13 protein-coding genes and 8 pseudogenes are annotated in these 25,135 nt (G+C 51.1%); 20 read left to right on the top strand and 1 reads right to left on the bottom strand.

The window, feature by feature from the left end:
• Positions 1 to 12: 12 nt before the first annotated feature.
• From HW447_RS16095 to HW447_RS16015, 17 genes and pseudogenes are all read left to right on the top strand, one after another.
• Positions 13 to 186, top strand: a complete 174-nt coding sequence (locus HW447_RS16095; RefSeq protein ID WP_428846520.1) for a transposon-encoded TnpW family protein — start codon at positions 13 to 15, stop codon at positions 184 to 186.
• Positions 187 to 221: 35 nt separating this feature from the next.
• Complete coding sequence (locus HW447_RS16090; protein WP_432633984.1) at positions 222 to 629, top strand: hypothetical protein; 408 nt, start codon at positions 222 to 224, stop codon at positions 627 to 629.
• Positions 630 to 715: 86 nt separating this feature from the next.
• Positions 716 to 1,543 (top strand): annotated as a pseudogene (locus HW447_RS16085) (VirD4-like conjugal transfer protein, CD1115 family); the annotation flags it as partial.
• A gap of 207 nt (positions 1,544 to 1,750) precedes the next feature.
• A complete protein-coding gene (locus HW447_RS16080; protein ID WP_176256118.1) occupies positions 1,751 to 1,882 on the top strand; it encodes a Maff2 family mobile element protein in 132 nt (43 codons plus the stop codon).
• 742 nt (positions 1,883 to 2,624) lie between these two features.
• Positions 2,625 to 2,726: pseudogene (locus tag HW447_RS16075) on the top strand (Maff2 family mobile element protein); the annotation flags it as partial.
• 68 nt (positions 2,727 to 2,794) lie between these two features.
• Positions 2,795 to 3,663, top strand: a pseudogene (locus tag HW447_RS16070) (VirB6/TrbL-like conjugal transfer protein, CD1112 family).
• 20 nt (positions 3,664 to 3,683) lie between these two features.
• Positions 3,684 to 4,184, top strand: coding sequence for a PrgI family protein (locus HW447_RS16065; protein ID WP_176256117.1), 501 nt, complete (start codon positions 3,684 to 3,686; stop codon positions 4,182 to 4,184).
• Positions 4,096 to 6,501 carry a VirB4-like conjugal transfer ATPase, CD1110 family gene (locus HW447_RS16060; protein ID WP_176256130.1) on the top strand — a complete coding sequence of 802 codons (2,406 nt, stop codon included), beginning with the start codon at positions 4,096 to 4,098 and terminating at the stop codon, positions 6,499 to 6,501. Before HW447_RS16065 ends, HW447_RS16060 begins: the two co-directional genes overlap by 89 nt.
• Positions 6,498 to 6,875 (top strand): DUF3851 family protein, encoded by a 378-nt coding sequence (locus HW447_RS16055; protein ID WP_176256116.1) that lies wholly within the window; start codon positions 6,498 to 6,500, stop codon positions 6,873 to 6,875. Before HW447_RS16060 ends, HW447_RS16055 begins: the two co-directional genes overlap by 4 nt.
• Positions 6,868 to 8,604, top strand: a pseudogene (locus HW447_RS16050) (CD1108 family mobile element protein). Before HW447_RS16055 ends, HW447_RS16050 begins: the two are co-directional and overlap by 8 nt.
• A gap of 29 nt (positions 8,605 to 8,633) precedes the next feature.
• A complete protein-coding gene (locus HW447_RS16045; RefSeq protein WP_176256115.1) occupies positions 8,634 to 8,891 on the top strand; it encodes a DUF4315 family protein in 258 nt (85 codons plus the stop codon).
• On the top strand, positions 8,881 to 9,630 hold the full coding sequence (locus tag HW447_RS16040; protein WP_176256114.1) for a DUF4366 domain-containing protein: 750 nt from the start codon (positions 8,881 to 8,883) through the stop codon (positions 9,628 to 9,630). Before HW447_RS16045 ends, HW447_RS16040 begins: the two co-directional genes overlap by 11 nt.
• 186 nt (positions 9,631 to 9,816) lie before the next feature.
• Positions 9,817 to 11,917 (top strand): annotated as a pseudogene (locus HW447_RS16035) (DNA topoisomerase 3).
• The gene (locus tag HW447_RS16030; protein WP_176256113.1) at positions 11,917 to 12,198 is read left to right on the top strand and encodes an immunoglobulin; all 282 of its coding nucleotides are present in this window, start codon (positions 11,917 to 11,919) and stop codon (positions 12,196 to 12,198) included. Before HW447_RS16035 ends, HW447_RS16030 begins: the two are co-directional and overlap by 1 nt.
• Positions 12,199 to 12,208: 10 nt before the next feature.
• Positions 12,209 to 14,602 (top strand): annotated as a pseudogene (locus HW447_RS16025) (YodL domain-containing protein); the annotation flags it as partial.
• A gap of 1 nt (position 14,603) precedes the next feature.
• A complete protein-coding gene (locus tag HW447_RS16020; protein WP_176256112.1) occupies positions 14,604 to 14,819 on the top strand; it encodes a transposon-transfer assisting family protein in 216 nt (71 codons plus the stop codon).
• Between the two features lie 150 nt (positions 14,820 to 14,969).
• Entirely contained in the window at positions 14,970 to 15,824 is an 855-nt protein-coding gene (locus tag HW447_RS16015) for a hypothetical protein (protein ID WP_176256111.1), read from the top strand.
• A 71-nt stretch (positions 15,825 to 15,895) separates the two neighbouring features.
• Here HW447_RS16015 and HW447_RS16010 read toward each other — a convergent pair whose 3' ends face one another.
• Positions 15,896 to 16,732, bottom strand: coding sequence for a hypothetical protein (locus HW447_RS16010; protein ID WP_176256110.1), 837 nt, complete (start codon positions 16,730 to 16,732; stop codon positions 15,896 to 15,898).
• On the opposite strand from HW447_RS16010, the gene HW447_RS16005 reads away from it, so the two are divergent.
• From HW447_RS16005 to HW447_RS18320, 3 genes and pseudogenes are all read left to right on the top strand, one after another.
• Positions 16,731 to 17,075, top strand: a complete 345-nt coding sequence (locus HW447_RS16005) for a TnpV protein (RefSeq protein WP_330589239.1) — start codon at positions 16,731 to 16,733, stop codon at positions 17,073 to 17,075. The genes HW447_RS16010 and HW447_RS16005 overlap by 2 nt on opposite strands.
• A 722-nt stretch (positions 17,076 to 17,797) precedes the next feature.
• Positions 17,798 to 18,436: pseudogene (locus HW447_RS18455) on the top strand (MutS N-terminal domain-containing protein); the annotation flags it as partial.
• A gap of 153 nt (positions 18,437 to 18,589) precedes the next feature.
• Positions 18,590 to 25,135 (top strand): annotated as a pseudogene (locus tag HW447_RS18320) (SNF2-related protein); the annotation flags it as partial.

Raw genomic sequence — 25,135 nt, 5'->3', positions numbered from 1 at the left:
GAACCCCGTACTATGCAGGTGTCAGACGCCGCTACTGCGTCCAGAGCGCCGGAAAACACGCCGGCGATGATAAAGAAAATCGGAAAGACAACCTACAAGGTTCATGTCCATTTCAGCAATACCAGCACAGAAACCATGAGCGATAAAATCAAGCGTATGCTCAAAAATGAAATTCAGCAAATGTGACAGACTGATAAACGAAGCCGCCTTGTGCTAAACTGATGATGGTACGCACCAAAATTTTTGTCAAGGAGGACACGAAAATGCTTTACACAGAAAAAGAGAAACATGAAATTGAGCGAGTAAAGGAAGTCTTTGCGGAACATCTGCGGCAAAGCCCTGATTTTGAACTGCTCTGGTCGGACAAGGTAGGCTATGTCTGGCTGACGATTGGCGTCAATCCAGTCTATGTGGATACCGGTATCAGGATAGAATCTGCCGCCGATCTCTGCGGCAGGTGTTTGGATGATGTTGCTACGGATGTTTTATATATGACAGGCAACGATCATGCACTGGAAGCAGCCGATCCGCTGGAATTGGCCGAAATCAAGCGGCGCTGGGAGCCATATATCAACCAACTGCCAGACTATGCGTATCTCTGCAAAGACCTGCTGAACGGAAAAATGTAATCTATCAAACGAGGTGTCAGGAGCCATACAGTGCTTCTGGCACCTTTTTTGTAGATTTTTTGTGAATTTGATTAAAAAGTCCTTGACAATTTGTCTCTGGAAAAACCGCTAAGTCGATCCTGATTTCCTGTGGTGCGCGGCTTGCCGTATTTGATATTGCAGAACTGCGGGAAGTTACCGCCTATGACGAGTTGGAGCTGGACACTCTGGGAGACCGGAAAACAGCGCTGTTCCTCATTATGAGTGATACAGACGATTCCTTTAACTTCCTGATTTCCATGTGCTATACCCAGCTTTTCAATCTTCTGTGTGAAAAGGCGGATGATGTATATGGCGGCAGGCTGCCTGTCCATGTACGCTGCCTGATTGATGAGTGTGCCAATATCGGGCAGATTCCCAGGCTGGAAAAGCTGGTGGCTACCATCCGAAGCCGTGAGATTTCTGCCTGTCTGGTGTTGCAGGCACAGTCTCAGCTGAAGGCGATCTATAAGGACAATGCCGACACCATTATCGGCAATATGGATACTTCCATATTCCTGGGCGGCAAGGAGCCGACCACACTGAAAGAATTAGCGGCTGTCCTGGGGAAAGAAACCATCGACACCTATAACACCGGCGAGAGCCGTGGGCGGGAAACCTCCCATTCGCTCAATTATCAAAAATTGGGAAAAGAGCTGATGAGCCAGGATGAACTTGCAGTCATGGACGGCGGAAAGTGCATTCTTCAGCTGCGCGGTGTGCGTCCGTTCCTTTCGGATAAGTATGACATCACCAAGCACCCCAATTTCAAATACACGGCTGATGCGGATAAGAAAAATGCTTTTGACATTGAAGCATTTCTTTCTGCAAGGCTCAAACTCAAGCCTGATGAAGTCTGCGATGTATACGAAGTAGACACCACAGGCGATGAATGATGTTCCGCTAGGAAAGGAGTGATCATATCTATTCACCGCAGCTGCCCTGTATGGGGCATGGGTGTACAAAGCGGACAATTACAAAAAAATAATGAAAAAGGAGGACAGCCGGAATCAGCCCCCGAAGATCGGGCGGCAGATTGTCCGGCTTTTGTATGCCTATGAATGACGAATAAATCTTTCAAATGATTCCGGCTAATATGATTTATGGAATTTTTTAATGAAGCTATCAATGTGTTGCAGACTCTCGTGATCGCTCTTGGCGCTGGTCTTGGCGTGTGGGGCGTTATCAACTTGTTGGAAGGTTACGGAAATGATAACCGTGCGACACGTTCCTGACTGAAAAGGTCAGGCACTAAGTAAAAGGGTCAGAAAGCCCGAAATCTTAGGAGAACTGACAGTCCGATGGGTGGAATGAAGGGGTAACGCCTGGAAACGCCCACACTGATACTCCGATTGGCTTTGAAGTATGCAGCTGCTTCAGGGTCAAAAGCTCGGTGAAGTCGGCAGAGAGTGGCCGTAAGCGGAACAATCCGCACGAAACCCGCCCAGAGGTGGGCGGCGTCACCTATATGCCGGGTGTCAGATACTCATGGTGAGAATGTGCGGCTGACCGCACTGACTACTCCCGAATGTACGGGTCTAAATGTTGAGAGTGTGTCGAAAGGCACAAGGCCATTGAAATGGTGTGTCCGTGGATTAGTAAGATTGGTTGTTATGAAACTCCACGTGCCGTTACAGGCGGCGAGGTTCGATTGGAACTGGGCACAGGCTTAGAGGGAGCACCTAAAAGTATCGAATGATAGGATTGTCGGAACGTGGAAAGCTGGGAACGTATGAAACAAGCCGTTGCAGGCCGTTGGGCGGGAAAGTCGGGCAAAACCGGTATAACCGTACTTAATCCCAGTGAGAGCAGGGGCATGGTACCGATGAAGCAGAAATAATAAGTCTGTGGAGGGACGGCCCCAAGTCGGAAATGAACGGATTTCCGATGGAGCGCCGTGTGCGGTGAAAGCCGCACGCACGGTGCGGAGCGGGGGAAAATCTGGCGATAACATCAAAGGATTACCTATCGCTATCAGGTGCGAAATCACAAGGAATGAAACAACTTATGGCGGGCGCTGGGGTAGCGCTGGTAGGGATTCTCCTGGTGCCGCAGCTTGCCGGGCTGTTTGCCGCCTGATGATGCCCGGTAGAAATCCCGGCCCTTCCCGCTTGGATGCGGGAGGGGCCAAAAGGAGGTGACACCGTATGGATTTCTTACTGGAGGTCATTACTGAGTGGCTGAAAGAAATGCTGGTGGGCGGCATTATGGGCAACCTTTCAGGGATGTTCGACAGCGTAAACCAACAGGTGGCAGATATATCTGTGCAGGTCGGTCAGACCCCGCAGGGCTGGAACAGCAGTATTTTTGGCATGATTCAAAGCCTGTCTGAGACCATTATGATCCCAATCGCCGGAGCGATTCTGGCTTTTGTGATGACACTGGAACTGATTCAGATGGTGGCAGAGAAAAATAACCTGCATGATGTGGATACCTGGATGTTTTTCAAATGGGCGTTCAAAAGCGCCGCCGCCATTCTCATTGTAACCAATCCTGGAATATCGTGATGGGCGTGTTTGATATGGCACAAAGCGTTGTATCGCAGGCGTCCGGCATAATCGGGGCAGATGCTTCCATCGACATTTCCTCTGTTATGGCGGATATGGAGCCACGCCTGCTGGAGATGGATTTGGGACCGCTGTTTGGTTTATGGTTCCAGAGTATTTTCATCGGCATTACCATGTGGGCACTGTATATCTGTATTTTCATTGTCATTTACGGCCGTATGATTGAGATATATATGGCCGTATCGGTTGCGCCGATTCCGCTGGCGGCAATGATGGGAAAGGAATGGGGAGGCATGGGGCAGAACTACCTGCGCTCTCTGCTTGCACTGGGATTCCAGGCATTCCTTATCATTGTGTGCGTGGCGATCTATGCAGTGCTAGTGCAGAACATCGCCACGGAGGAGGACATTATCATGGCAATCTGGAGCTGCGTGGGTTATACGGTTCTCTTATGCTTTACGCTTTTTAAGACCGGAAGCCTTGCAAAAGCTCTGTTCCAGGCACACTAAGGCGGGAGGAGGAGAGTTCATTGGCTTATGTACCTGTACCCAAAGATCTAACCAAAGTGAAAACCAAGGTCATGTTAAATCTGACCAGAAGGCAGCTTGTCTGCTTTAGCGGTGGGGCGCTTGTTGGAGTGCCGCTTTTCTTTTTGCTCCGTGGCTCTGCTGGAAACAGTTCGGCGGCCATGTGTATGATGTTAGTTATGTTGCCGTTCTTCCTGCTTGCAATGTACGAAAAACACGGCCAGCCTTTGGAGAAGATTGTCGGCAATATCATCAAAGTGACGGTTCTCCGTCCTAAGCAGCGCCCATATCGGACCAATAATTTCTATGCCGTCTTGGAACGGCAGGCAGATCTTGACGAGGAGGTGTATCACATTGTTTGCAGCAATCAAAAACTGGCTTCGCCGTCTGTTCGGGAAAAACGAGGAGATGCCTGTGCAGCCGGTAATGACCAGAAAAAAGCTGTCCCGCGTAGACAAGAAGCAGATCGAAGCGGCGATTGCCCGTGCAAACCGCACGGATAAGAAAGAAAAATCAGTTCAGGACAGCATCCCTTATGAACGGATGTGGCCGGACGGTATCTGCCGTGTGTCCGACAGCCACTATACCAAAACAATACAGTTTCAGGACATCAATTATCAGCTTTCCCAGAATGAGGACAAGACCGCGATCTTCGAGGGCTGGTGTGATTTCCTCAACTACTTTGACAGCTCGATTCGGTTCCAGCTGTCTTTTTTGAATCTTGCGGCATCGAAAGAGACTTTTGCCAGCACCATTTCCATTCCACTGCAAGGGGATGATTTTGACAGTATCCGCGATGAATACACGCAGATGCTCCAGAATCAGCTGGCAAGAGGAAATAATGGGTTGATTAAAACCAAGTACCTGACCTTTGGGATTGACGCAGACAGCATCAAAGCAGCAAAGCCCAGGTTAGAAAGGATTGAAACGGATATTTTAAATAACTTCAAGCGTCTGGGCGTTCTGGCAGAGCCGCTGGACGGCAAGGCGCGTCTGGAGCAGCTGCATGGGATTTTTCACATGGATGAGCAGATTCCGTTTCGGTTTTCGTGGGACTGGCTGGCTTCTTCCGGCCTGTCTACCAAAGACTTTATTGCACCGTCCGGTTTTGAGTTCCGCACCGGCAGACAGTTCCGTATGGGGAAAAAATACGGGGCTGTTTCTTTTTTGCAGATTCTTGCCCCGGAATTGAATGACCGTCTGCTGGCTGAGTTTCTCGATATGGAAAGCTCCCTGATCGTCAGCCTGCACATTCAGTCTTTAGATCAGGTGAAGGCGATCAAAACGGTGAAACGCAAAATTACTGACCTGGATAGAGCCAAAATCGAGGAGCAGAAAAAGGCGGTCCATGCAGGATATGATATGGATCTGATTCCGTCTGATCTTGCCACATATGGCAGTGAGGCGAAAAAACTTTTACAGGATTTACAGAGCCGCAACGAGCGGATGTTCCTTGTGACATTTTTGGTATTGAACACAGCGGATACGTCCCGTCAGCTGGGCAACAACGTGTTCCAGGCATCCAGTATCGCGCAGAAATATAACTGCCAGCTGACAAGGCTTGACTTCCAGCAGGAAGAAGGGCTGATGAGCTGCCTGCCGCTGGGATTCAACCAGATTGAGATTCAGCGGGCGCTGACTTCCTCCAGCACTGCAATTTTTGTGCCGTTTACCACACAGGAACTGTTCCAAAACGGAAAAGAGGCGCTATACTATGGCATCAATGCCTTATCCAGCAATCTTATTATGGTGGATCGGAAGCTGCTGAAGAACCCGAATGGTCTGATCCTGGGAACCCCTGGTTCTGGTAAATCTTTCAGTGCCAAAAGGGAGATTGCCAACGGTTTTCTGCTGACCGGTGATGACATTATCATCTGTGATCCAGAATCGGAGTATGCACCTTTGGTAGAGCGGCTGCATGGGCAGGTGATCAGAATTTCTCCGACTTCCGGGGATTTTATTAACCCGATGGATTTGAACCTGGATTACTCGGATGATGAAAGTCCTCTTTCTTTGAAGTCGGATTTCATCCTGTCCCTGTGTGAGCTGATTGTAGGCGGCAAAGAGGGCTTGCAGCCGGTACAGAAAACCATCATCGACCGCTGTGTGCGGCTGGTTTATAACGATTATCTCAATAATCCCATTCCGCAAAATATGCCGCTTTTGGAAGATTTGTATGTTCTGCTCCGGCAGCAGGAAGAAAAGGAGGCGCAGTACATTGCTACGGCTCTGGAAATCTATGTGACCGGCTCCCTGAATGTGTTCAATCACCGGACGAATGTAAACATCGACAACCGCATCGTCTGCTATGACATTAAGGAACTGGGCAAGCAGCTGAAAAAGATCGGGATGCTGGTGGTTCAGGATCAGGTGTGGAACCGGGTTACCATTAACCGGGCGGCTCACAAGTCTACCCGTTACTACATTGACGAGATGCACCTGCTTTTAAAGGAGGAACAGACTGCCGCCTATACGGTGGAAATCTGGAAGCGTTTCCGTAAGTGGGGCGGAATCCCGACAGGTATCACTCAGAATGTAAAGGATCTGCTTTCCTCCCGCGAGGTGGAGAACATTTTTGAGAACTCAGACTTTGTGTATATGCTCAACCAGGCTGGGGGAGACCGGCAGATTCTTGCAAAGCAGCTGGGTATTTCGCCCCATCAGCTGTCCTATGTGACCCATTCTGGCGAGGGCGAGGGGTTGCTGTTTTACGGTTCCACGATTTTGCCTTTTGTGGACCGCTTTCCGAAGGATACCGAACTTTACCGTATTATGACCACCAAACCACAGGAATTGAAAAAGGAGGAGGAATCATCATGAGACCTGATATTTTAAATAAGAATCCGTTGATTTTCTTTGATAAGGCACTGGAAACCCAGCGCAGCCAGCTGCTCACCGTAATGGCGGATGCAGTCAGTGAATGCCGTACAGCGGCAGACCAGGCAGCCACTTTGAATGAAACCGGACAGATCGGTCTGCTCCGTCTGGCAGAACTCTGGAGTGCCATCCGGGCCAAGGAGGGCAAGGGCGGTCTGGTGCTGGAGGGGACAGAAACGCAGATCCTTTCAGATGTAGTGGCACAGTTTTATGCGTATCTGACGGGATTTAAGTTCAGCGATCCTGTGGGGATGGCTATTTATGTGGAGTTACATTTTATGATGGCATCCCTCATGCTGGGAGAATGGTATGAATAAGGAACCGCGCCTGCACTTTACCGAGGAGGAACGTACAGATCCGGCGCTGAAAAAATCCATCCATAAGGCGGATAAGGCCGCTGCCAGAGCGGATAAAGCCCAGGAAAGAATCCCGAAAAAGAAGGTCAGGCGGGCGGTGATTGACCCGGATACCGGAGAAGTAACAACGAGACTGGTTTTGGAAGATAAGAAAAGACCTCCTTCCAGGCTGTCCTATACGCTGCGGGATACCCCGGCCAATGTGGCGGCAGGAAAAATTCATAAGGAAATCCGGGAAACAGAACAGGACAATGTGGGCGTGGAAAGCGCCCATAAGTCTGAGGAGGCAGCTGAGACTGGTGCAAGGCTTATGCGGGAGGGATACCGAAGCCACAAGTTGAAGCCGTACCGCAAAGCAGCCCAGGCCGAGAGAAAGCTGGAGAAAGCCAATGTAAATGCGCTGTACCAAAAATCTTTGCAGGAGAATCCGCAGTTTTCCAGCAATCCCGTATCCCGCTGGCAGCAAAAGCAGGCGATTAAAAAGGAATATGCCGCTGCAAAGAGAGCTGGTCAGACTGCCGGGAACACCGCTCAAGTCGCGTCTAAGACCGGAAAAGCCGCACGGACGGTAAAGGAAAAGGCACAGCAAGCAGGGGCATTTGTGATGCAGCATAAGAAAGGATTTGGAATGGTCATGGCACTGTTCTTCGTCGTCTGTCTGCTGATGAACTCCATGTCCTCCTGTTCCATGATGGCTCAGAGCATTGGTTCTGTTATATCTGGTACAACCTATCCTTCCGAGGATTCGGAGATGCTGGCGGTGGAAGCGGAGTATTCCGCAAGAGAAGCAGCGTTGCAGGCGGAAATCGACAACATCGAACGCACTCACAGCGGATATGACGAATACCGCTATGATCTGGATATGATCGGGCATGATCCGCACGAACTGGCGGCGTATCTGTCCGCTGTTTTGTAGGGATATACCAGACAGAGCGCACAGGCAGAATGGGAGCGTGTTTTTGCCGCCCAATATACACTCACGCTGAGAGAGGAAGTAGAGATCCGGTATCGTACCGAAACTTCTACGGACCCGGAAACCGGTGAGAGCACCACAGAAGAAGTTCCCTATGAGTATTACATTTTGAATGTGAAGCTGGAGAGCCGTTCCATCGCCGCACTTGTCAATGAACTGCTGACGCCGGAGCAGCTGGAAATGTATCAGGTATACCGTCAGACCCTTGGCAATAAACCGTTGCTGTTTGGCGGCGGGTCTCCTGATACCGGCGGTTCTGAGGACTTGTCCGGTGTAGAATTTATCAATGGCACACGCCCCGGCAACCCTGAACTGGTGGAACTGGCAAAACGGCAGGTGGGCAATGTGGGTGGGCAACCCTACTGGAGCTGGTATGGTTTTAACAGCCGGGTGGAATGGTGTGCTTGTTTCGTATCCTGGTGCTATAACCAAGCTGGAAAAAGCGAACCGCGCTTTGCAGGCTGTGAGTGGGAGGGTGTTCCCTGGTTCCAGTCTCATGGCCAGTGGGGTGCGCGTGGTTATGATAATCTTGCTCCCGGTGATGCGATTTTCTTTGACTGGAATCAGGATGGAACTGCCGACCATGTGGGGATTGTCATTGGTACGGATGGAAGCCGGGTCTACACTGTGGAGGGAAATTCCGGTGATGCCTGCAAAATCAAAAGTTATGATCTGAATTATGAGTGTATCAAAGGCTATGGTCTTATGAATTGGTAATGAAAATTTTTGAGAGGAGTGATCTTAAGATGGCTAAGAATAAAATCGAGCGTATTGACCTGGAGATTCGGAAAACCCGTGAGAAGATTGCGGAGTATCAGGAAAAGCTGAAAGCCCTGGAAGCGCAGAAAACAGAAGCGGAAAACATGGAAATCGTTCAGATGGTGCGTGCCATGCGTATGACCCCGCAGGAACTGAATACCATGCTGTCCGGTGGCATGATTCCCGGTAAAGCTGCTTCTTTTACAGAAAAGAACGAACAGGAGGACGATACCCATGAAGCATAAGAGGATGTTCCAAACACTTTCAGCAATCTGTATGTCTCTTGCCCTGATGGCAGGCTTTCCTGTTTCAGCTTTTGCACAGGGAACGGAGCCGCCTCCGGCAGAGGATACAACCAATGACAGCAATGTGGTGGTAGAGGAAATGGAAGCGACACCATCGTTGACCCCAGAGGGAAATGCAGCTCTGGTGGATGATTTTGGCGGCAACAAGCAGCTGATCACCGTTACCACCAAGGCAGGAAACTACTTCTATATTTTGATTGACCGGGCCAATGAGGATAAAGAGACGGCGGTACACTTTTTGAACCAGGTGGACGATGCTGACCTTGTTGCTTTGACCGAAGATGGAAAGGTTGAAGAACCGCCTGCTGTCTGCACTTGTACGGAAAAATGCGAAACCAGAGCCGTGAATACAAACTGTGAGGTGTGTGTCGTGAACCGGTTCGCCTGTACAGGAAAAGCGCCAGAACTACCTTCAGAAACACCGGAGCCAGAGGAAAAGAAGCCTGCGGGTATGAATCCGGCTGTGTTGATTCTGGTATTGGCTTTGCTGGGTATCGGGGCTTTTGTCTACTTCAAGCTCAGTAAGAACAAGCCGAAAACCAGGGGCAAGGATAATCTGGATGATTATGACTACGGCGAGGACGAAGAAGAAACAGAGGAAGCATGGGAGACGGAGGAATCGAACGAGCCGGATATGGATGGGGATGATGACGGAGACAGCGAGGAAGAAACGCTATGACCCGCTTTACAGACAGTCCCTATGAACGCATGATGACAAGCAAACCGGAGGGCGGGAAGGAAACTTTCCGTCCTCCCTCTTTCCCACAGGGGCATCCTTGTTATGGCTGTAAGAATGACGGACGCTCCTGTGTGGGTATCTGCCATCGGGAAATGGCCCGCTGGCTCAAAGAAAGGAGAAAACACCATGAAACTGGTAATCGCTGAAAAGCCGTCTGTTGCCCAAAGCATTGCCGCTGTAATCGGAGCAACTACACGTAAGGACGGTTATCTGGAAGGGAACGGATGGCAGGTCAGCTGGTGCATGGGACACCTGGCCGGATTGGCAAATGCTGACGCTTACAATCCAGACTACGCTAAGTGGCGTTATGATGACCTGCCGATTCTTCCAGCAGACTGGAAGATGGTTGTGGGAAAAGATAAGAAAAAGCAGTTTGATGTGCTGAAAAAGCTGATGAATGCCCCGGAGGTGACAGAGGTGGTAAATGCCTGTGATGCCGGACGCGAGGGAGAACTGATCTTCCGAAATGTATATGAACTTGCTGGCTGTAAAAAGCCGATGAAGCGGCTGTGGATTTCCTCAATGGAGGATTCTGCGATCCGGGAGGGCTTGGAACATCTGCGGCCTGGCGCAAATTATGACGGATTGCGGGATGCGGCGCTCTGTCGTGCCAAGGCAGACTGGCTGGTAGGGATCAATGCCACAAGGCTGTTTTCCGTGTTATATCACCGCACGCTGAACATTGGGCGTGTCATGTCCCCTACGCTGGCGCTCATTGTACAGCGGGAGACGCAGATTGACAGCTTTCGGCCGGAGCCTTTCTATACAGTGGCATTGGAATTGCCGGGTTTTATTGTTTCCGGGGAACGGATGAAGGAGAAAGCGGCCGCTGAGCAGCTGCGGCAGTCCTGTCAGGGAGCGGCGGTCACAGTAAAAAAAGTGGAGCATAAAGAAAAATTGGAAAAGCCGCCTGCCCTTTACGATCTGACCACTCTCCAGCGGGATGCTAACCGCCTGCTGGGATTTACTGCTCAGCAGACGCTTGATTATCTCCAAAATCTTTATGAAAAGAAACTCTGTACTTATCCTCGTACAGACAGCCGTTATCTGACTTCGGATATGGCAGAGGGGCTTCCTGTGTTGGTGAACCTGACAGCCAATGCAATGCCGTTTTGCAAAGGAACTGCCATTACCTGTAATCCACAGTCGGTGATCAATGACAAAAAAGTGACCGATCATCATGCTGTGATACCCACGCGCAATCTTCGGGAAACGGATTTATCCGGCTTGCCGGTGGGTGAGAAAGCTGTACTGGAGCTGGTGGCACTGCGCCTTTTGTGTGCTGTGGCAGAACCTTATACTTATGCGGAAACCGTTGTTACTGTGGTGTGCGCTGGTGCAGAGTTTTCCGATAAGGGACGCACTGTGAAAAGCCTTGGCTGGAGAGCGTTGGATGCTGCTTATCAGACCAGTTTGAAAGGTGCAGCGGAGACAGAAAAGGAGCCTGGAGAGAAAGTCATTCCGGAACTGACAGAAAATCAGAGCCTTTCTGTTTTAGAAGCTGTGAAAAAAGAGGGAAAGACCAGTCCGCCGAAACATTTCACAGAGGATACTCTTTTATCTGCGATGGAGACTGCGGGAAAAGACGATATGCCGGAGGACGCTGAGCGGAAAGGATTGGGCACTCCGGCCACCCGTGCCGGTATTTTAGAAAAGCTGGTATCAGCCGGATTCCTGGAAAGAAGAAAAAACAAAAAGACCGTGCAGCTGATACCGTCTCACTATGCGGTGTCTCTGATTACGATACTGCCGGAGCAGCTGCAATCGCCGCTTTTGACGGCGGAGTGGGAGTACCGGCTGGGTCAGATCGAGCGCGGCGAGCTGTCCCCAGAGGATTTTATGGCCGGAATCAGCGCCATGCTGGGAGAACTGGTGGGAACCTATCAGGTCATAAAGGGAACCGAGTACCTGTTTTCGCCGCCCCGTGAGGCAGTGGGCAAATGTCCCCGTTGTGGCGGTGAAGTTGCAGAAATGCAAAAAAGGGTTCTTTTGTCAGAATGAAGATTGTAAATTTGCAATCTGGAAAAACAGCAAATGGTGGTCTGCCAAGAAAAAACAGCCAACCAAGGCAATGGTCTCTGCTTTGCTCAAGGATGGCCGCGTCCGTGTGACCGGTCTGTATTCTGAGAAAACCGGCAAGACCTACGACGCCACTGTGGTTTTGGAGGACGATGGGCAGTACGCAAACTTTAAGCTGGAGTTTGAACAGCGGAAAGGCGGCAAATGATGAAACTGTCTTTAGTGGAACAGGAGACCATTCTGCTTTACAACCAGGCAGAGAAAACAGCGGAGGTCTATACCCACGATCCCCAGCTGATGGGGAAACTGGAGCGGTTGGCAAAAAAGCACCCGGATCAGATTACCCAAAAGGACACACATAACTTTATTGTTCCCAAGCGGTGTGTATCGGTTCGGGAGCCGTACAGTGCAGAACGCCGCAAAGCTGCCAGTGAACGGGCAAAAGCAGCCGGTTACAAGCCGCCTGTTCCCAAAGCCAAAGCTGATTGACGATGGTTAGATCACACACTTGGAAAGGAGATTGCAGATTATGGCTGAGAATAAACCGACTAACCGAGAACGGTTAAGGGAGATCACGGATGGCATCGAGCAGGGCATCAAGGAACTGTTTGAGAGCGAAAAGTATATGCGCTACCTGTCCGTCATGTCCCGTTTTCACCGCTATTCGGTAAACAATACGATGCTCATTTATATGCAGAAGCCGGATGCCACTTTGGTTGCCAGCTACAATAAGTGGAAAGACCAGTTTGAGCGTCATGTAAAAAAGGGCGAGCACGGCATTACCATCATCGCCCCCACACCGTACAAAAAGAAAATCGAGGAACAGAAACTGGACCCGGATACCAAGGCTCCGATTCTGGATCAGGACGGGAAGATTGTCACAGAGGAAAAAGAAATCGAGATTCCCATGTTCCGCCTGGTCAAGGTTTTTGATTTGAGCCAGACTGATGGAAAACCTTTGCCGGAATTGGCATCATCCCTTTCCGGCACGGTGCAGAACTATGAGGTATTTATGGAAGCCCTGCACCGCAGCGCGCCGGTGCCAATCATTTTTGAAGCAATGGCCGCCGATACGGACGGTTATTTTTCCTCTGACCGGTAGCGTATTGCCATTCGCCAGGGCATGAGCGAGGTGCAGACGGTTTCGGCCACGGTCCATGAGATTGCCCACAGCAAGCTCCATGACCCGAAAAAATATGAAGCCATGCAGTTGTGGAAGGTCATCTTAGAGAGCGAAGGCGGAACCAAGCATGATTTTAAGCTGGATTTTGCCACAGAAGCTGAGGCCGGGCAGTTTGCTGCCGATATGGATTGGCGCTATGTAGACGAGAATCAGTTTGAGTGGCGTCTTGCAGTTGAAGAAGATTTGACCGCAGAAAAACAGGCAGTCAAAAATCGTTACACCGAGGAAGTGGAGGCGGAAAGCATTTCTTATGCAGTCTGTCAGTATTTTGGTATCCAGACCGGCGAAAACAGCTTTGGCTATATTGCCAGCTGGAGTCAGGGCAAGGAGCTGAAAGAACTGAGAGCCAGTCTGGAGACCATCAACAAGACTTCCGGTGCGCTGATCTCCGATATTGAACGCCATTATAAGGAAATTTGCAAAGAGCGTGGAATTGACCCCAATGCAAAAGCTGGGCCGGAAATGGAGGTGCTTAGGGCAGATACTAACCAGCAGGAGGCTTTATTCCTGATTGATGATGCCACTTATCTCCATATTCAGCCCTGTGACAGCGGCTGGGACTACACCCTTTACGATGCCGCGTCCATGAAAGAGTTGGATGGAGGTCAGCTGGATGCTCCGGAGCTTCCCCGCATGAAGGCAGTTTTTCAGATTTGTGATGACAACGATTTGGGCAGCGATTCGGTAAAGTATGCTCCCATGTCCATGATTGAGACCTTGCAGTATGTTGCCTGTCAGCAGACGCAGGCAGAGGTCAGCCGGATGGCCGTTTCTGCTCAACTGCCGGAGGCACTGGAGCAGGCGCTGGATGAATACCCCATGCCGGATGAACAGGTATCTACACCGGATATGCAGGAATACGGCTACTCCTATGATGGGATGCTCCCTGTGACCAGAGAACGGGCGCTGGAACTGGATGCCGCTGGTTTGACTGTCTATGTGCTGCATGAGGATAATACGGAGAGCATGGTGTTTGACCCGCAGGAAATCATGGATCATGGCGGTCTTTTCGGTGTGGACCATGAGGAATGGGAGGAAAGCCCTCAGTTCCACGAAAAGGTCATGGAGCGCCAGGAGCATCAGCAGGAACGAGAACAGGCATTTCTCGCTCAGAACAGAGACTGCTTTGCTATCTATCAGGTGAAGCATACTGATAAATTGCGCGACATTCGCTATGAAGGGATGGAATGGCTCCGATCCATCGGGCAGGCAGTAAAGCGTGAAAACTATGATCTGGTCTATACTGCACCGCTGGAACCCTGCAAGTCTCCGCAGGCTGCTGTTGAACAGCTTTATAATCAGTTCAACAACGATCATCCGGCAGATTACCACCATCCTTCCATGAGCGTCAGTGACATCGTTGCCATCAAACAGGACGGTAAGGTATCCTGTCATTACTGCGCCAGTGTTGGCTTTACCCAGATTTCCGGTTTTCTGTCGGACAATCCGCTGAAAAATGCGGAGATGGCCGTGGAGGACGATTACGGCATGATCGATGGTATCATCAATAATGGCGCAAAAGAACCTACGGTGGCAGAGCTGGAACAGCAGGCTCGAAGCGGTCAGCCCATTTCCCTGATGGGCTTGGCAGCTGCCGCCCACCGGGAGGAACGAGAAAAGAAAAAATCTGTCATGGAGCAGCTGAAAAGCCAGTCTAAAGCAGAACACAAAAAGACAGCACCCAAAAAGAGTGCGGAAAGGGAGATTTGATATGGGAAACTTCACTTTTGAGGAAATGAACCTGATGTGCATTTACAATACCGGCAGCCGCATCGGGCTGATTGACGCTCTGACCGAGATGCGCGGCGAGCTTTCGCCGGAGGAAACGGAACTGTGGGATTTGACTGACAGCACTCTTGATAAGCTCTGCACAATGACCGATGAGGACTTTACCGAGCTGGGGCTGTACCCGGACTTCGATCAGTAAATTTATCGTGTCAGGATGACATGGTGAGAGAAACTGTCCGACTTATAAGTGGTTTCTCTCACTTTTTTGCAAAGCCAACTATACTTGAGGGGATAGATGAAGTATAATGAAAGCAACAAATTGGAATTAATAGTGTTGGAGTGAATTGTTATGGATTGGAATGAAATATTGAAAGAAGTTATTTCTGGAAGTATATTAATTGCTGTGGGTGGTGTTGCAGGATGGTTCGGAGGTCTTTTTAAAGGAAAAAAGGAGTCTTCCAGAGCAATTGAACGAAAGAATGAAATATATCAGCCGTTAATTGACGAAATAGAAAAATACTCTGATTTTGATTGGTCTATTAGAGAAAAAGTAAAAATTTCTTTTTTAAGAGACATTGTAAACAATTCTTATAAGTACGGAATTAAAGATGAGATTCTAAATCAATGTAATCATTTATTTGAAACGGTAAATGAATATAACAGTGTCGATTCAATACGAGTAGCACATTCAATAATCGCAGATATTTTTGAAAAGGGTTATGCTGAAATATATGGAAGTATTATTGATGGAATTTCATATCATAGTGATAGAGATGGGAATGAATGGGAAGAAGAGGTTATAGCAGAGCCAGTTCAGGTGATACGACAAAGTAACTATTCAAAAGAAATAGAGAGTTTGTTGTTAAATGAAGGAATGTATTCGGACGAAGTTTGTGTCGATGAAGAAAATACCTTATATTTGCCAATTTATTTGCAATTGAAAAGGATATATCATTTGGCGTTGAATGTCATTGTTAATGGGGAAAAATATATAAAACCTAAGCCAGTGATAGAGTTGAAAATATTGCCGGAAGAATACATAGCACTTCATTATGAATTTTTCGAAATCTATAATAATGATGAAAGAATTAAAAAGAAGTATGAATTGCGTGAAGAAATTATTTATACAAGTCAAGCAATCGTTCAATCTTTGAAAGAAACTATAGATCAAATAATTAAAATCTATGAGGTGGAAGTTTTATAAGCAAGTAATAGAATTTAGCTGACAGACTGACTAAAACTTAATATTCAAAGTTTCACTTGGCAGGGAATCTTTTAGGTTTCCTGCTTTTCTTTTACCCAAAACCGAAAGGAGGACAGAACACCATGCCAACCAAAGCCGAAATGTATGTACAGATGGCAGAACAGGTGACAACCCAGCTCACGAGCAGCTGGCAGGAATGGGCGGGATTTCTCACCATCGCCTCCCGCCTTTACAAATATCCGTTCCATGAGCAGATGATGATCTACGCCCAGCGCCCGGATGCAACCGCCTGTGCAGAGTATGACCTGTGGAATGAAAAAATGGGCCGGTATGTAAGGCGCGGCTCCAAAGGGATCGCCCTGGTGGACGATTCCGGGGACAGGCCCCGCCTGCGCTATGTCTTTGATATTTCTGACACCGGAACCCGTGAATATTCCCGCACTCCCTGGCTGTGGCAGCTGGAGGAGCGCCATCTGGATTCTGTGCAGGCCATGCTGGAGCGTACCTATGATGTTTCCGGTGATGACCTTGCTGGACAGCTCACCGAGACAGCCGGGAAACTGGCTGAGGAATACTGGAGAGAACATCAGCAGGACTTCTTCTACATCGTTGACGGTTCCTTTTTGGAGGAATATGATGAGTATAACATCGGAGTGCAGTTTAAGGCAGCCGCCACCGTCAGCATCACTTACGCCCTGATGTCCCGCTGCGGACTGGAGCCGGAACGCTACTTCGACCACGAAGATTTCATGGCGATCTTTGATTTCAACACCCCGTCCACCATCGGGGCGCTGGGAACAGCGGTCAGCCAGATTAACCAGCAGGTACTGCGGCAGATCGGCGTCACTGTCCGAAATGCAGAACGCGAAGCCAACCAAGAAAGGAGCAAGCAGCATGAACAATCCCATGAACTACATCCAGAACGGAGACTATCTGATTCCCGACCTGAAGCTGAGCCAGCAGCCGGACAAACCTCTGGGCAAGTACGGCAGGATGAGAAAGGCGTATCTGAAGGAACACCGTCCCATCCTCTACAACCAGATGTTACTGAGCGAGAAGCTGTACCCGCACCTGATCGAGATCGACGAGACCGCCCAGAGCAGACTGGAGCAGATGATGCCCCGGCTGGCGAAAGAAGCGGGAGCCACCGAGGAACTGAAAGCCAGCGATCCCATGAAGTGGGTAGGACTGATGAACACCTGCAAAGCCCAGGCCGAGGAGATTCTGATGGCGGAACTTATCAACAGCTGACCCTAAACCTGTTCCTTTCCGAAGCGGAACAGATCCAATCCATAGATGAAGCAGAGAATGTAGCGCATACATCCTCTGCTTTTTCTTTTGCCCAAAAGGACATCGACCATGTGCTGCGTTTGGGCGGCAACACAGACCGCCAGAGAGAGCGTGTTGTTTCCGCCTTTGAAAAGCAGAAAACCACCGCTGAGATTGCCGAGGCACTGAAACAGCTGTATCACGGCGGCAACGGTCTTGGCAGCGTGAGTGCATGGTATGCCGAGGACGGTATCCATCTTTCCCACGGGAAGTCTGTTCGCTATGACAGGTCTGCCCAAGTCATTTCCTGGGAGAGCGCCGCAGAGCGTATCGGGGAGCTTTTGGAAAACGGCCAGTTTGCCTCCAATGTGGAACTGGCTGAAGCGGCGGACTATGAACGCTCCCTTCTTGCAGAAAAACTTTGGCATCTGTATCACGATCTCAGCGAGGACGCCAGAGATGCCGGATATTTGTCCTGCCTGTCAGAAATCAAAGGCAATGGATTCCCGGAGGAGACCCGCCGTCTGACCGGGCAGCTGAGTGACCCGGATTTCCGGCAGACTCTCAAAGAAGAATACGCCGCCTTCTGGACTGCTTATCAGCAGGACCGTGACCTTTTGCGGTTTCACTACCATAGAACAAGGGAAATCTGGGAGAATCTGAAGGACCTTGACCTGCCCCGCAGGACTTTTTCTTCCGACCTTATGGAAGTGCCAACCGTTCAGCACTTTATCACGGAGGACGAGATCAACGCCGCCATGACCCGCGGCAGTGGTTTCTCTGGTGGAAAAGGCCGTATCTATGCTTTCTTTCGTGAAAACCATACGGACAAAGAAAAGGAAAAGTTTCTTAGGGAAGAATACGGTACAGGCGGACGTTCCCACGCCCTGTACGGTGCAACATACAGCGGCGAAGATCACGATGGGAAAGGACTGCATTATAAAAAGCAGGACTGCCCGGATGTTCACTTAAGCTGGGAAAAGGCTGCAAAACGGATCACCGGTCTGGTTCAGAAAGGCCGCTATCTCACTGAACAGGAACAGGCGGAGTATGACAAAATCCAGGCGGAAAAGGCGCTGGCAGAAGCAGACGCTATCCATGCTCAGCAGCCGGAAACGGCAGTGTGGGAATATAACAGCGTTAAGGAACGTCACTCGGACGATTTGATTTTGTATCAGATGGGCGATTTCTTTGAACTGTATGGCGAGGACGCCAAAACCGCCGCTGTGGAACTGGAGTTGAACCTGACTACCCGCGCTATTCCGGGAGGTGGCCGTGTGGAAATGTGCGGTTTTCCCGCAAACCGGCTGGAGCAGGTTGTGGAGCAGCTGCGCGATAAGCACGATGTGACCATTTCCGCTGTCCCGGAAGGAGGCAGGGAACGCCAGGAGTTCTCCATGCCCTCTATCGACCATGAAGCGGAACAGCACATTGACGCTCATGAAGCGGAATTTGGTGCGGATGGACGCCGTGTTTTCCGTGACAGAGAGGAAAACACACCAAAGCTCCACGAACTTTTGCGCCCGCTTTCCCAGGCGGACATCGACGCCGCCCTCTGTGCGTGGAACGGCAATATTGAGAGTAAGCACGCCGTAGCCCGCTATATGAAAGACCACGCCAGGGGGAAAGACACCTCCGCATGGCTGGCCCAGGAATATGGCAGCAGCAACAGCTTGTTCGTTGTCCGCACTGGCAGCCCGGAGAAAATGGAGCTGCCCTGGCCGAAGGTACAGCGCCGGATTGCCCAGCTCATTCAGGAGGACCGGTTCTATACCGAAGAAGAACAGAACCGTTTTGACAACATCGACCCCATTGTGATCCAGGAGGCTCTGGCCGAGAGAGGGATTGTCAACGGACAGGTTGCAGACCCGGAAAAGCTGGGCAGCGACCCGTTTATTCAGCGAGTGATGTCGGATGCGGAGCAGATCGCAGAAGAAACGGCCCCCAGATTTTCCGTGGTGATGACCAGCGATGCTTTCCTGGACCCGGAGGACGCTTTTGCTGTCTGGGACAGGAAAAGCGACAATTATTATGCCGATGATGATGGGACGGTACAAACATTTCCCGATGAAGAATCCGCACAGAGCTATCTGACCCGTCTGGAACCGGAAAACAGTCAGCCTGCTGCTTTGGAAGAATCCGAAAGGACACAAATACCTATCAGGGATACGCTGTCCCCTGCCTATCAGGTGGGCGATACGGTTTATCTGGAAGGGGACTCCTATAAGATTACCGGGATAAGATTGTACAGCGTGGAGCTTCTCCCTCAGGGGTTAGTTTATCCCATATTCCGCACAGAGAGCGTCCAGACATTTGAACGCTTATTAAAACAGGACAGCCGAAACAGGGCAATTACGGATTATCTCTCTGTATCGCTGGCAGATGTCGATGACGATCTGAGGGAGATTTTAACCGGGGACGGCGGCCTGCTGAAGCAGACGGACCGTGAAACGGTTGCCGGATATTTCCGCTCTGGTAAGGGCAATGCCGAAATTGCAGAACAGTTGGCAAAGACCTATGCCGGTGCAGCAGAGACCATGGAACTTCAGACCGGTGATACGGCTGACTATTTTGCTTCTGCCGCAGGGCTTGAAATCAATATCCATGATAAATTCGGCACTACAATGGAACAGGGCTGGACAGATATTGCCGCCACTCTGAGGACGGTATATCAGTTGGGACAGGATGGATTGACCCATGAGCCGGTACAGCCAATGGCGGAACAGGAACACCTGGAGCCTGCCCAAACGGGTCCTGTTTTTCAAACCGAAACAGAAACAGTTTATCCCGGCGAGAAAAACAACCTGCCTTATGATGTGGTAGTGGAACGGCTGCATATCGAGGAGCCGGAACCGCCTGCCCCTGTGACAGAGCCGGAAAAAACCTTTGAGGAAGTGCTGGACGAACACCCGGTTTCCATTCAGGTCAATGGCCAGTGGCAGACCTTCCCCAATGTAAAAGCTGCGGAAGAAGCTGCCTTTGAGGAATATAAAGACAATCTCCGCCGCAACGCCCAAAATTTCCGTATTACTGACAATCATCTGGGCGAGGGCGGACCGAAAGCCAAGTTTCAAGGGAATGTCAATGCAATTCGTCTGCTGAAAGAACTGGAAGCTGCCGGACAGCAGGCTAGTCCCGAACAGCAGGAGGTTCTTTCCCGCTATGTGGGCTGGGGCGGTCTTGCCGACGCCTTTGACCCGGAGAAACCGGCATGGGATTCCGAGTATGCCCAGCTGAAAGAGCTGCTGACCCCGGAGGAATATGCCGCCGCCAGAAGCTCCACCCTAAACGCCCATTACACCAGCCCTACGGTCATTCAGGCCATCTATGAAGCGGTGGGCCGTATGGGATTTGAGACTGGAAATATCCTGGAGCCGTCTATGGGTGTGGGCAATTTCTTCGGTATGCTGCCGGAGGAAATGAGAAGCAGCCGTCTATACGGCGTGGAGCTGGACCCAGTTTCCGGGCGCATCGCAAAGCAGCTCTATCCCAAGGCGGACATCACAGTAGGCGGCTTTGAGACCACCGACAGGCGTGACTTCTTTGACCTTGCCATCGGCAATGTACCTTTCGGTCAGTATCAGGTCAATGACAAAGCCTACAACAAGCTGAACTTTAGTATTCACAACTACTTTTTCGCCAAAGCACTCGACCAGGTGCGTCCCGGCGGCGTGGTGGCTTTTGTAACCTCCCGCTATACCATGGATGCCAAGGATTCCACCGTGCGCCGCTATCTTGCCCAGCGCTCCGAGCTGCTGGGAGCTATTCGTCTGCCCAATGACGCGTTCAAAAAGAATGCCGGTGCCGAGGTGGTATCGGACATCATCTTCCTCCAAAAGCGGGACCGCCCGCTGGACATCGTGCCGGAATGGACCCAGACCGGCATTCTCAGGGTTCCCGCAAAGTCGCAAGACTTTGTGGGAGAAGGAGGAGCGACGGAGCAAGCGAGCTTTTCGCCGCAAGGCGGAAACGAGCAGGCGCAGTCCGCGACGACGCAGGACGGGTTTGCCATTAACCGGTATTTTATCGACCACCCGGAAATGGTGCTGGGCAGGCAGGAGCCGGTAAGCACCGCTCATGGTATGGACTACACCGTGAACCCTATCGAGGGACTGGAGCTTTCCGACCAGCTGCATGATGCTGTGAAGTACATTCATGGCACTTATCAGGAGGCAGAACTGCCGGAGCTGGGCGAAGGAGAAGCCATCGACACTTCCATTCCTGCCGACCCCAATGTGAAGAACTATTCCTATGCCATTGTGGATGGGCAGGTGTACTACCGGGAAAACAGCCGCATGGTACGCCCTGACCTCAACACCACTGCCGAAGCCCGCGTGAAAGGCCTTGTGGGACTGCGGGATTGTGTGCAGGAACTGATCGACCTTCAGATGGACGCAGCGGTCCCGGACAGCACTATTACCCAGAAGCAGGCGGAACTGAACAGCCTCTATGACAGCTTTTCCGCCAAATACGGTCTCATCAATGACCGTGCAAACCGTTTGGCCTATGCAGATGATTCTTCCTATTACCTGCTCTGTGCGCTGGAAGTCATCGACGAGGACGGAAAGCTGGAGCGCAAGGCGGATATGTTTACCAAACGGACCATCAAGCCTCATCAGGCGGTTGCTGTTGTGGATACGGCAAGCGAAGCGCTGGCGGTGTCCATCTCGGAAAAAGCCTGCGTGGATATGGGCTATATGAGCCGGCTTACCGGAAAAACAAAAGAAGAACTGGCCGGAGAACTGCAAGGCGTGATCTTCCGTGTACCGGGACAGCTGGAGCAGGACGGATCGCCCCATTATGTGACTGCCGATGAATACCTTTCCGGCAATGTTCGCCGCAAACTGCGTCAGGCGCAGCGGGCGGCAGAACAGGACCCGGTTTATGCAGTCAATGTGGAAGCTCTTACCGCCGCCCGGCCCAAAGACCTGGATGCGTCGGAGATTGAGGTGCGTCTGGGTGCTACCTGGATCGACAAGGAATATATTCAGCAGTTTATGTATGAAACCTTTCGTACCCCGTATTACCTCCAGCGCAGCATTGAGGTCAATTACTCGTCCTTTACCGCTGAATGGCAGATCACAAGAAAAACTTCTGTTCCTTATAGCGATGTAGCTGCCAATACCACCTATGGAACCAGCCGTGCCAATGCCTACAAGATCTTGGAGGACAGCTTAAACCTGCGGGATGTGCGGATTTATGACACCATTGAGGATGCGGATGGAAAAGAACGCCGGGTTCTCAATGCCAAGGAGACCACCTTGGCTGCCCAAAAGCAGCAGGCTATCCGGGAAGCCTTCAAGGACTGGATCTGGAAAGATCCGGAGCGCCGCCAGACTCTGGTGCGCCAGTACAACGAGGAAATGAACTCCACCCGTCCCCGTGAGTATGATGGCAGCCACATTACCTTTGGCGGCATGAACCCGGAAATTACCCTGCGAGAACATCAGCTGAATGCCATTGCCCATGTGCTGTATGGGGGGAATACCCTGCTGGCACACGAGGTGGGAGCGGGAAAAACATTCGAGATGGTGGCCGCTGCGATGGAAGCCAAACGCCTGGGCTTGTGCCAGAAATCTCTTTTTGTGGTTCCAAACCACCTGACCGAGCAGTGGGCGTCGGAGTTTCTGCGCCTCTATCCTTCTGCCAACATCTTAGTTACCACCAAAAAGGACTTTGAAACCCATAACCGCAAGAAGTTCTGCGCCCGTATCGCGACCGGTGACTACGATGCCATCATCATGGGACACAGCCAATTTGAGCGTATCCCCATCAGCCGGGAGCGTCAGGAACGGCTTCTCTATGAACAGATCGACGAGATCACCGAGGGCATCGCAGAGGTGCAGGCCAGCGGCGGCGAGCGTTTTACCGTCAAGCAGCTGGAGCGTACCAGAAAGTCTCTGGAAGCCAGACTGGAAAAGCTGCAAGCCGAGGGGCGAAAAGACGATGTGGTAACCTTTGAGCAGCTGGGTGTGGACCGGCTGTTCGTGGACGAGGCCCACAACTATAAAAACCTGTTTCTATACACAAAAATGCGGAATGTGGCAGGCTTATCCACATCGGACGCGCAAAAATCCTCCGATATGTTTGCCAAGTGCCGCTATATGGATGAAATCACCGGAAACCGTGGTGTGATTTTTGCCACCGGAACCCCAGTCAGCAACTCCATGACCGAGCTTTACACCATGCAGCGTTACCTTCAGTATGAACGCCTGCAAGAGCTGAACATGACCCACTTCGACTGCTGGGCTTCCCGATTTGGGGAGACCGTCACAGCATTGGAGCTGGCACCGGAAGGCACCGGCTACCGGGCAAGAACGAGATTCAGCAAGTTCTTTAACTTACCGGAGCTGATGAATCTTTTTAAGGAAGTGGCGGACATTAAGACCGCCGACCAGTTAAATCTCCCTACCCCGGAAGTGGAATACCACAACATCGTGGCTCAGCCTACCGAACATCAGCAGGAAATGGTCAAGGTCCTGTCGGAGCGCGCATCGCTGGTACACAGCGGAACAGTTGACCCGTCCCAGGATAATATGCTCAAGATTACCAGCGATGGCCGCAAGCTGGGGCTGGATCAGAGAATCGTCAACCAGATGCTGCCGGACGAACCCGGCACAAAGGTCAATCAGTGCGTGGACAACATCATGCAGATCTGGCGGGATGGTGAAGCTGATAAGCTGACCCAGCTGGTGTTCTGCGACATTTCTACACCGCAGGCAAAAGCTCCTGCAAGCAAGGCGGCGAAAACGCTGGATAATCCACTGCTTCACGCACTGGAAGACGCTGTGCCTCTGCCGGAGCAGGAACCGGAACCGGCCTTTACGGTATATGACGATATTCGTCAGAAGCTCATTGTCCAGGGGATGCCTGCCGACCAGATTGCTTTTATCCATGAGGCCAACACCGAAGTGCGGAAAAAGGAGCTGTTCTCTAAAGTCCGTACCGGTCAGGTGCGTGTGCTTATGGGCAGTACCGCCAAGATGGGCGCAGGCACCAATGTGCAGGATCGTCTGGTGGCACTTCATGATCTGGACTGTCCGTGGAGACCGGGAGACCTTGCCCAGCGCAAGGGGCGTATCGAGCGCCAGGGCAACCAGAACCCCCTTGTCCATGTGTACCGCTATGTGACCGAGGGAACCTTTGACGCATACCTCTGGCAGACGGTGGAGAATAAGCAAAAATTCATCTCCCAGATCATGACTTCTAAATCGCCGGTGCGCTCCTGCGATGATGTGGATGAAACAGCCCTCAGTTTTGCCGAGATCAAGGCTCTGTGTGCCGGAGACCCCCGTATCAAAGAGCGTATGGATCTGGATGTGGAGGTATCCCGACTGAAGCTGATGAAAGCTGACCACCAGAGCAAGCAGTACCGCCTGGAGGACCAGCTGCTCAAATACTTTCCGGAGGAGATTGAAAAGCACAAGGGCTTTATCAAGGGCTTTGAATCTGACCTGGAGGTTTTGGCAGCTCACCCGCACCCGGAGGACGGCTTTGCCGGTATGGAGATCCGTGGAGACCTGCTGACCGATAAGGAAAATGCCGGTGCAGCCCTTTTGGATGCCTGCAAGGAGGTCAAAACTTCCGATCCGGTGCAGATCGGCAGCTACCGGGGCTATGCCATGTCTGTGGAATTTTCTGCTTGGAAACAGGAATATACGCTCCTGCTGAAAGGACAGATGACCCACCGGGCAACCCTTGGTACAGACCCTCGCGGAAATCTTACCCGTATCGACAATGCCCTTGCCCAGATGCCGCAGCGTCTGGAGGCGGCAAAAGCTCAGCTGGATAACCTCTATCAGCAGCAGGCTGCCGCAAAGGAGGAAGTCGGAAAGCCATTCCTTTATGAAGAAGAACTGAGAAGCAAAAACGCCCGTCTGGTAGAGCTGGATACCCTGCTCAACATCGACGGAAAGGGACCGGCACACGCTGAAGCTGTTGTTGCCAAAAGCACACGGCCTTCGGTGCTGGACAGCCTGAAACGCCCGGTGCCGCCCCGCAGTACAGACAAGAAACCAAAACAGCATGAGGAGGTGCGATAA

Source organism: Enterocloster alcoholdehydrogenati, from assembly GCF_013282095.1.
Classification (GTDB): domain Bacteria; phylum Bacillota; class Clostridia; order Lachnospirales; family Lachnospiraceae; genus Enterocloster; species Enterocloster alcoholdehydrogenati.
Note: the sequence above shows the minus strand (reverse complement) of the source record. Positions and strands in the feature narration are given on the sequence as shown.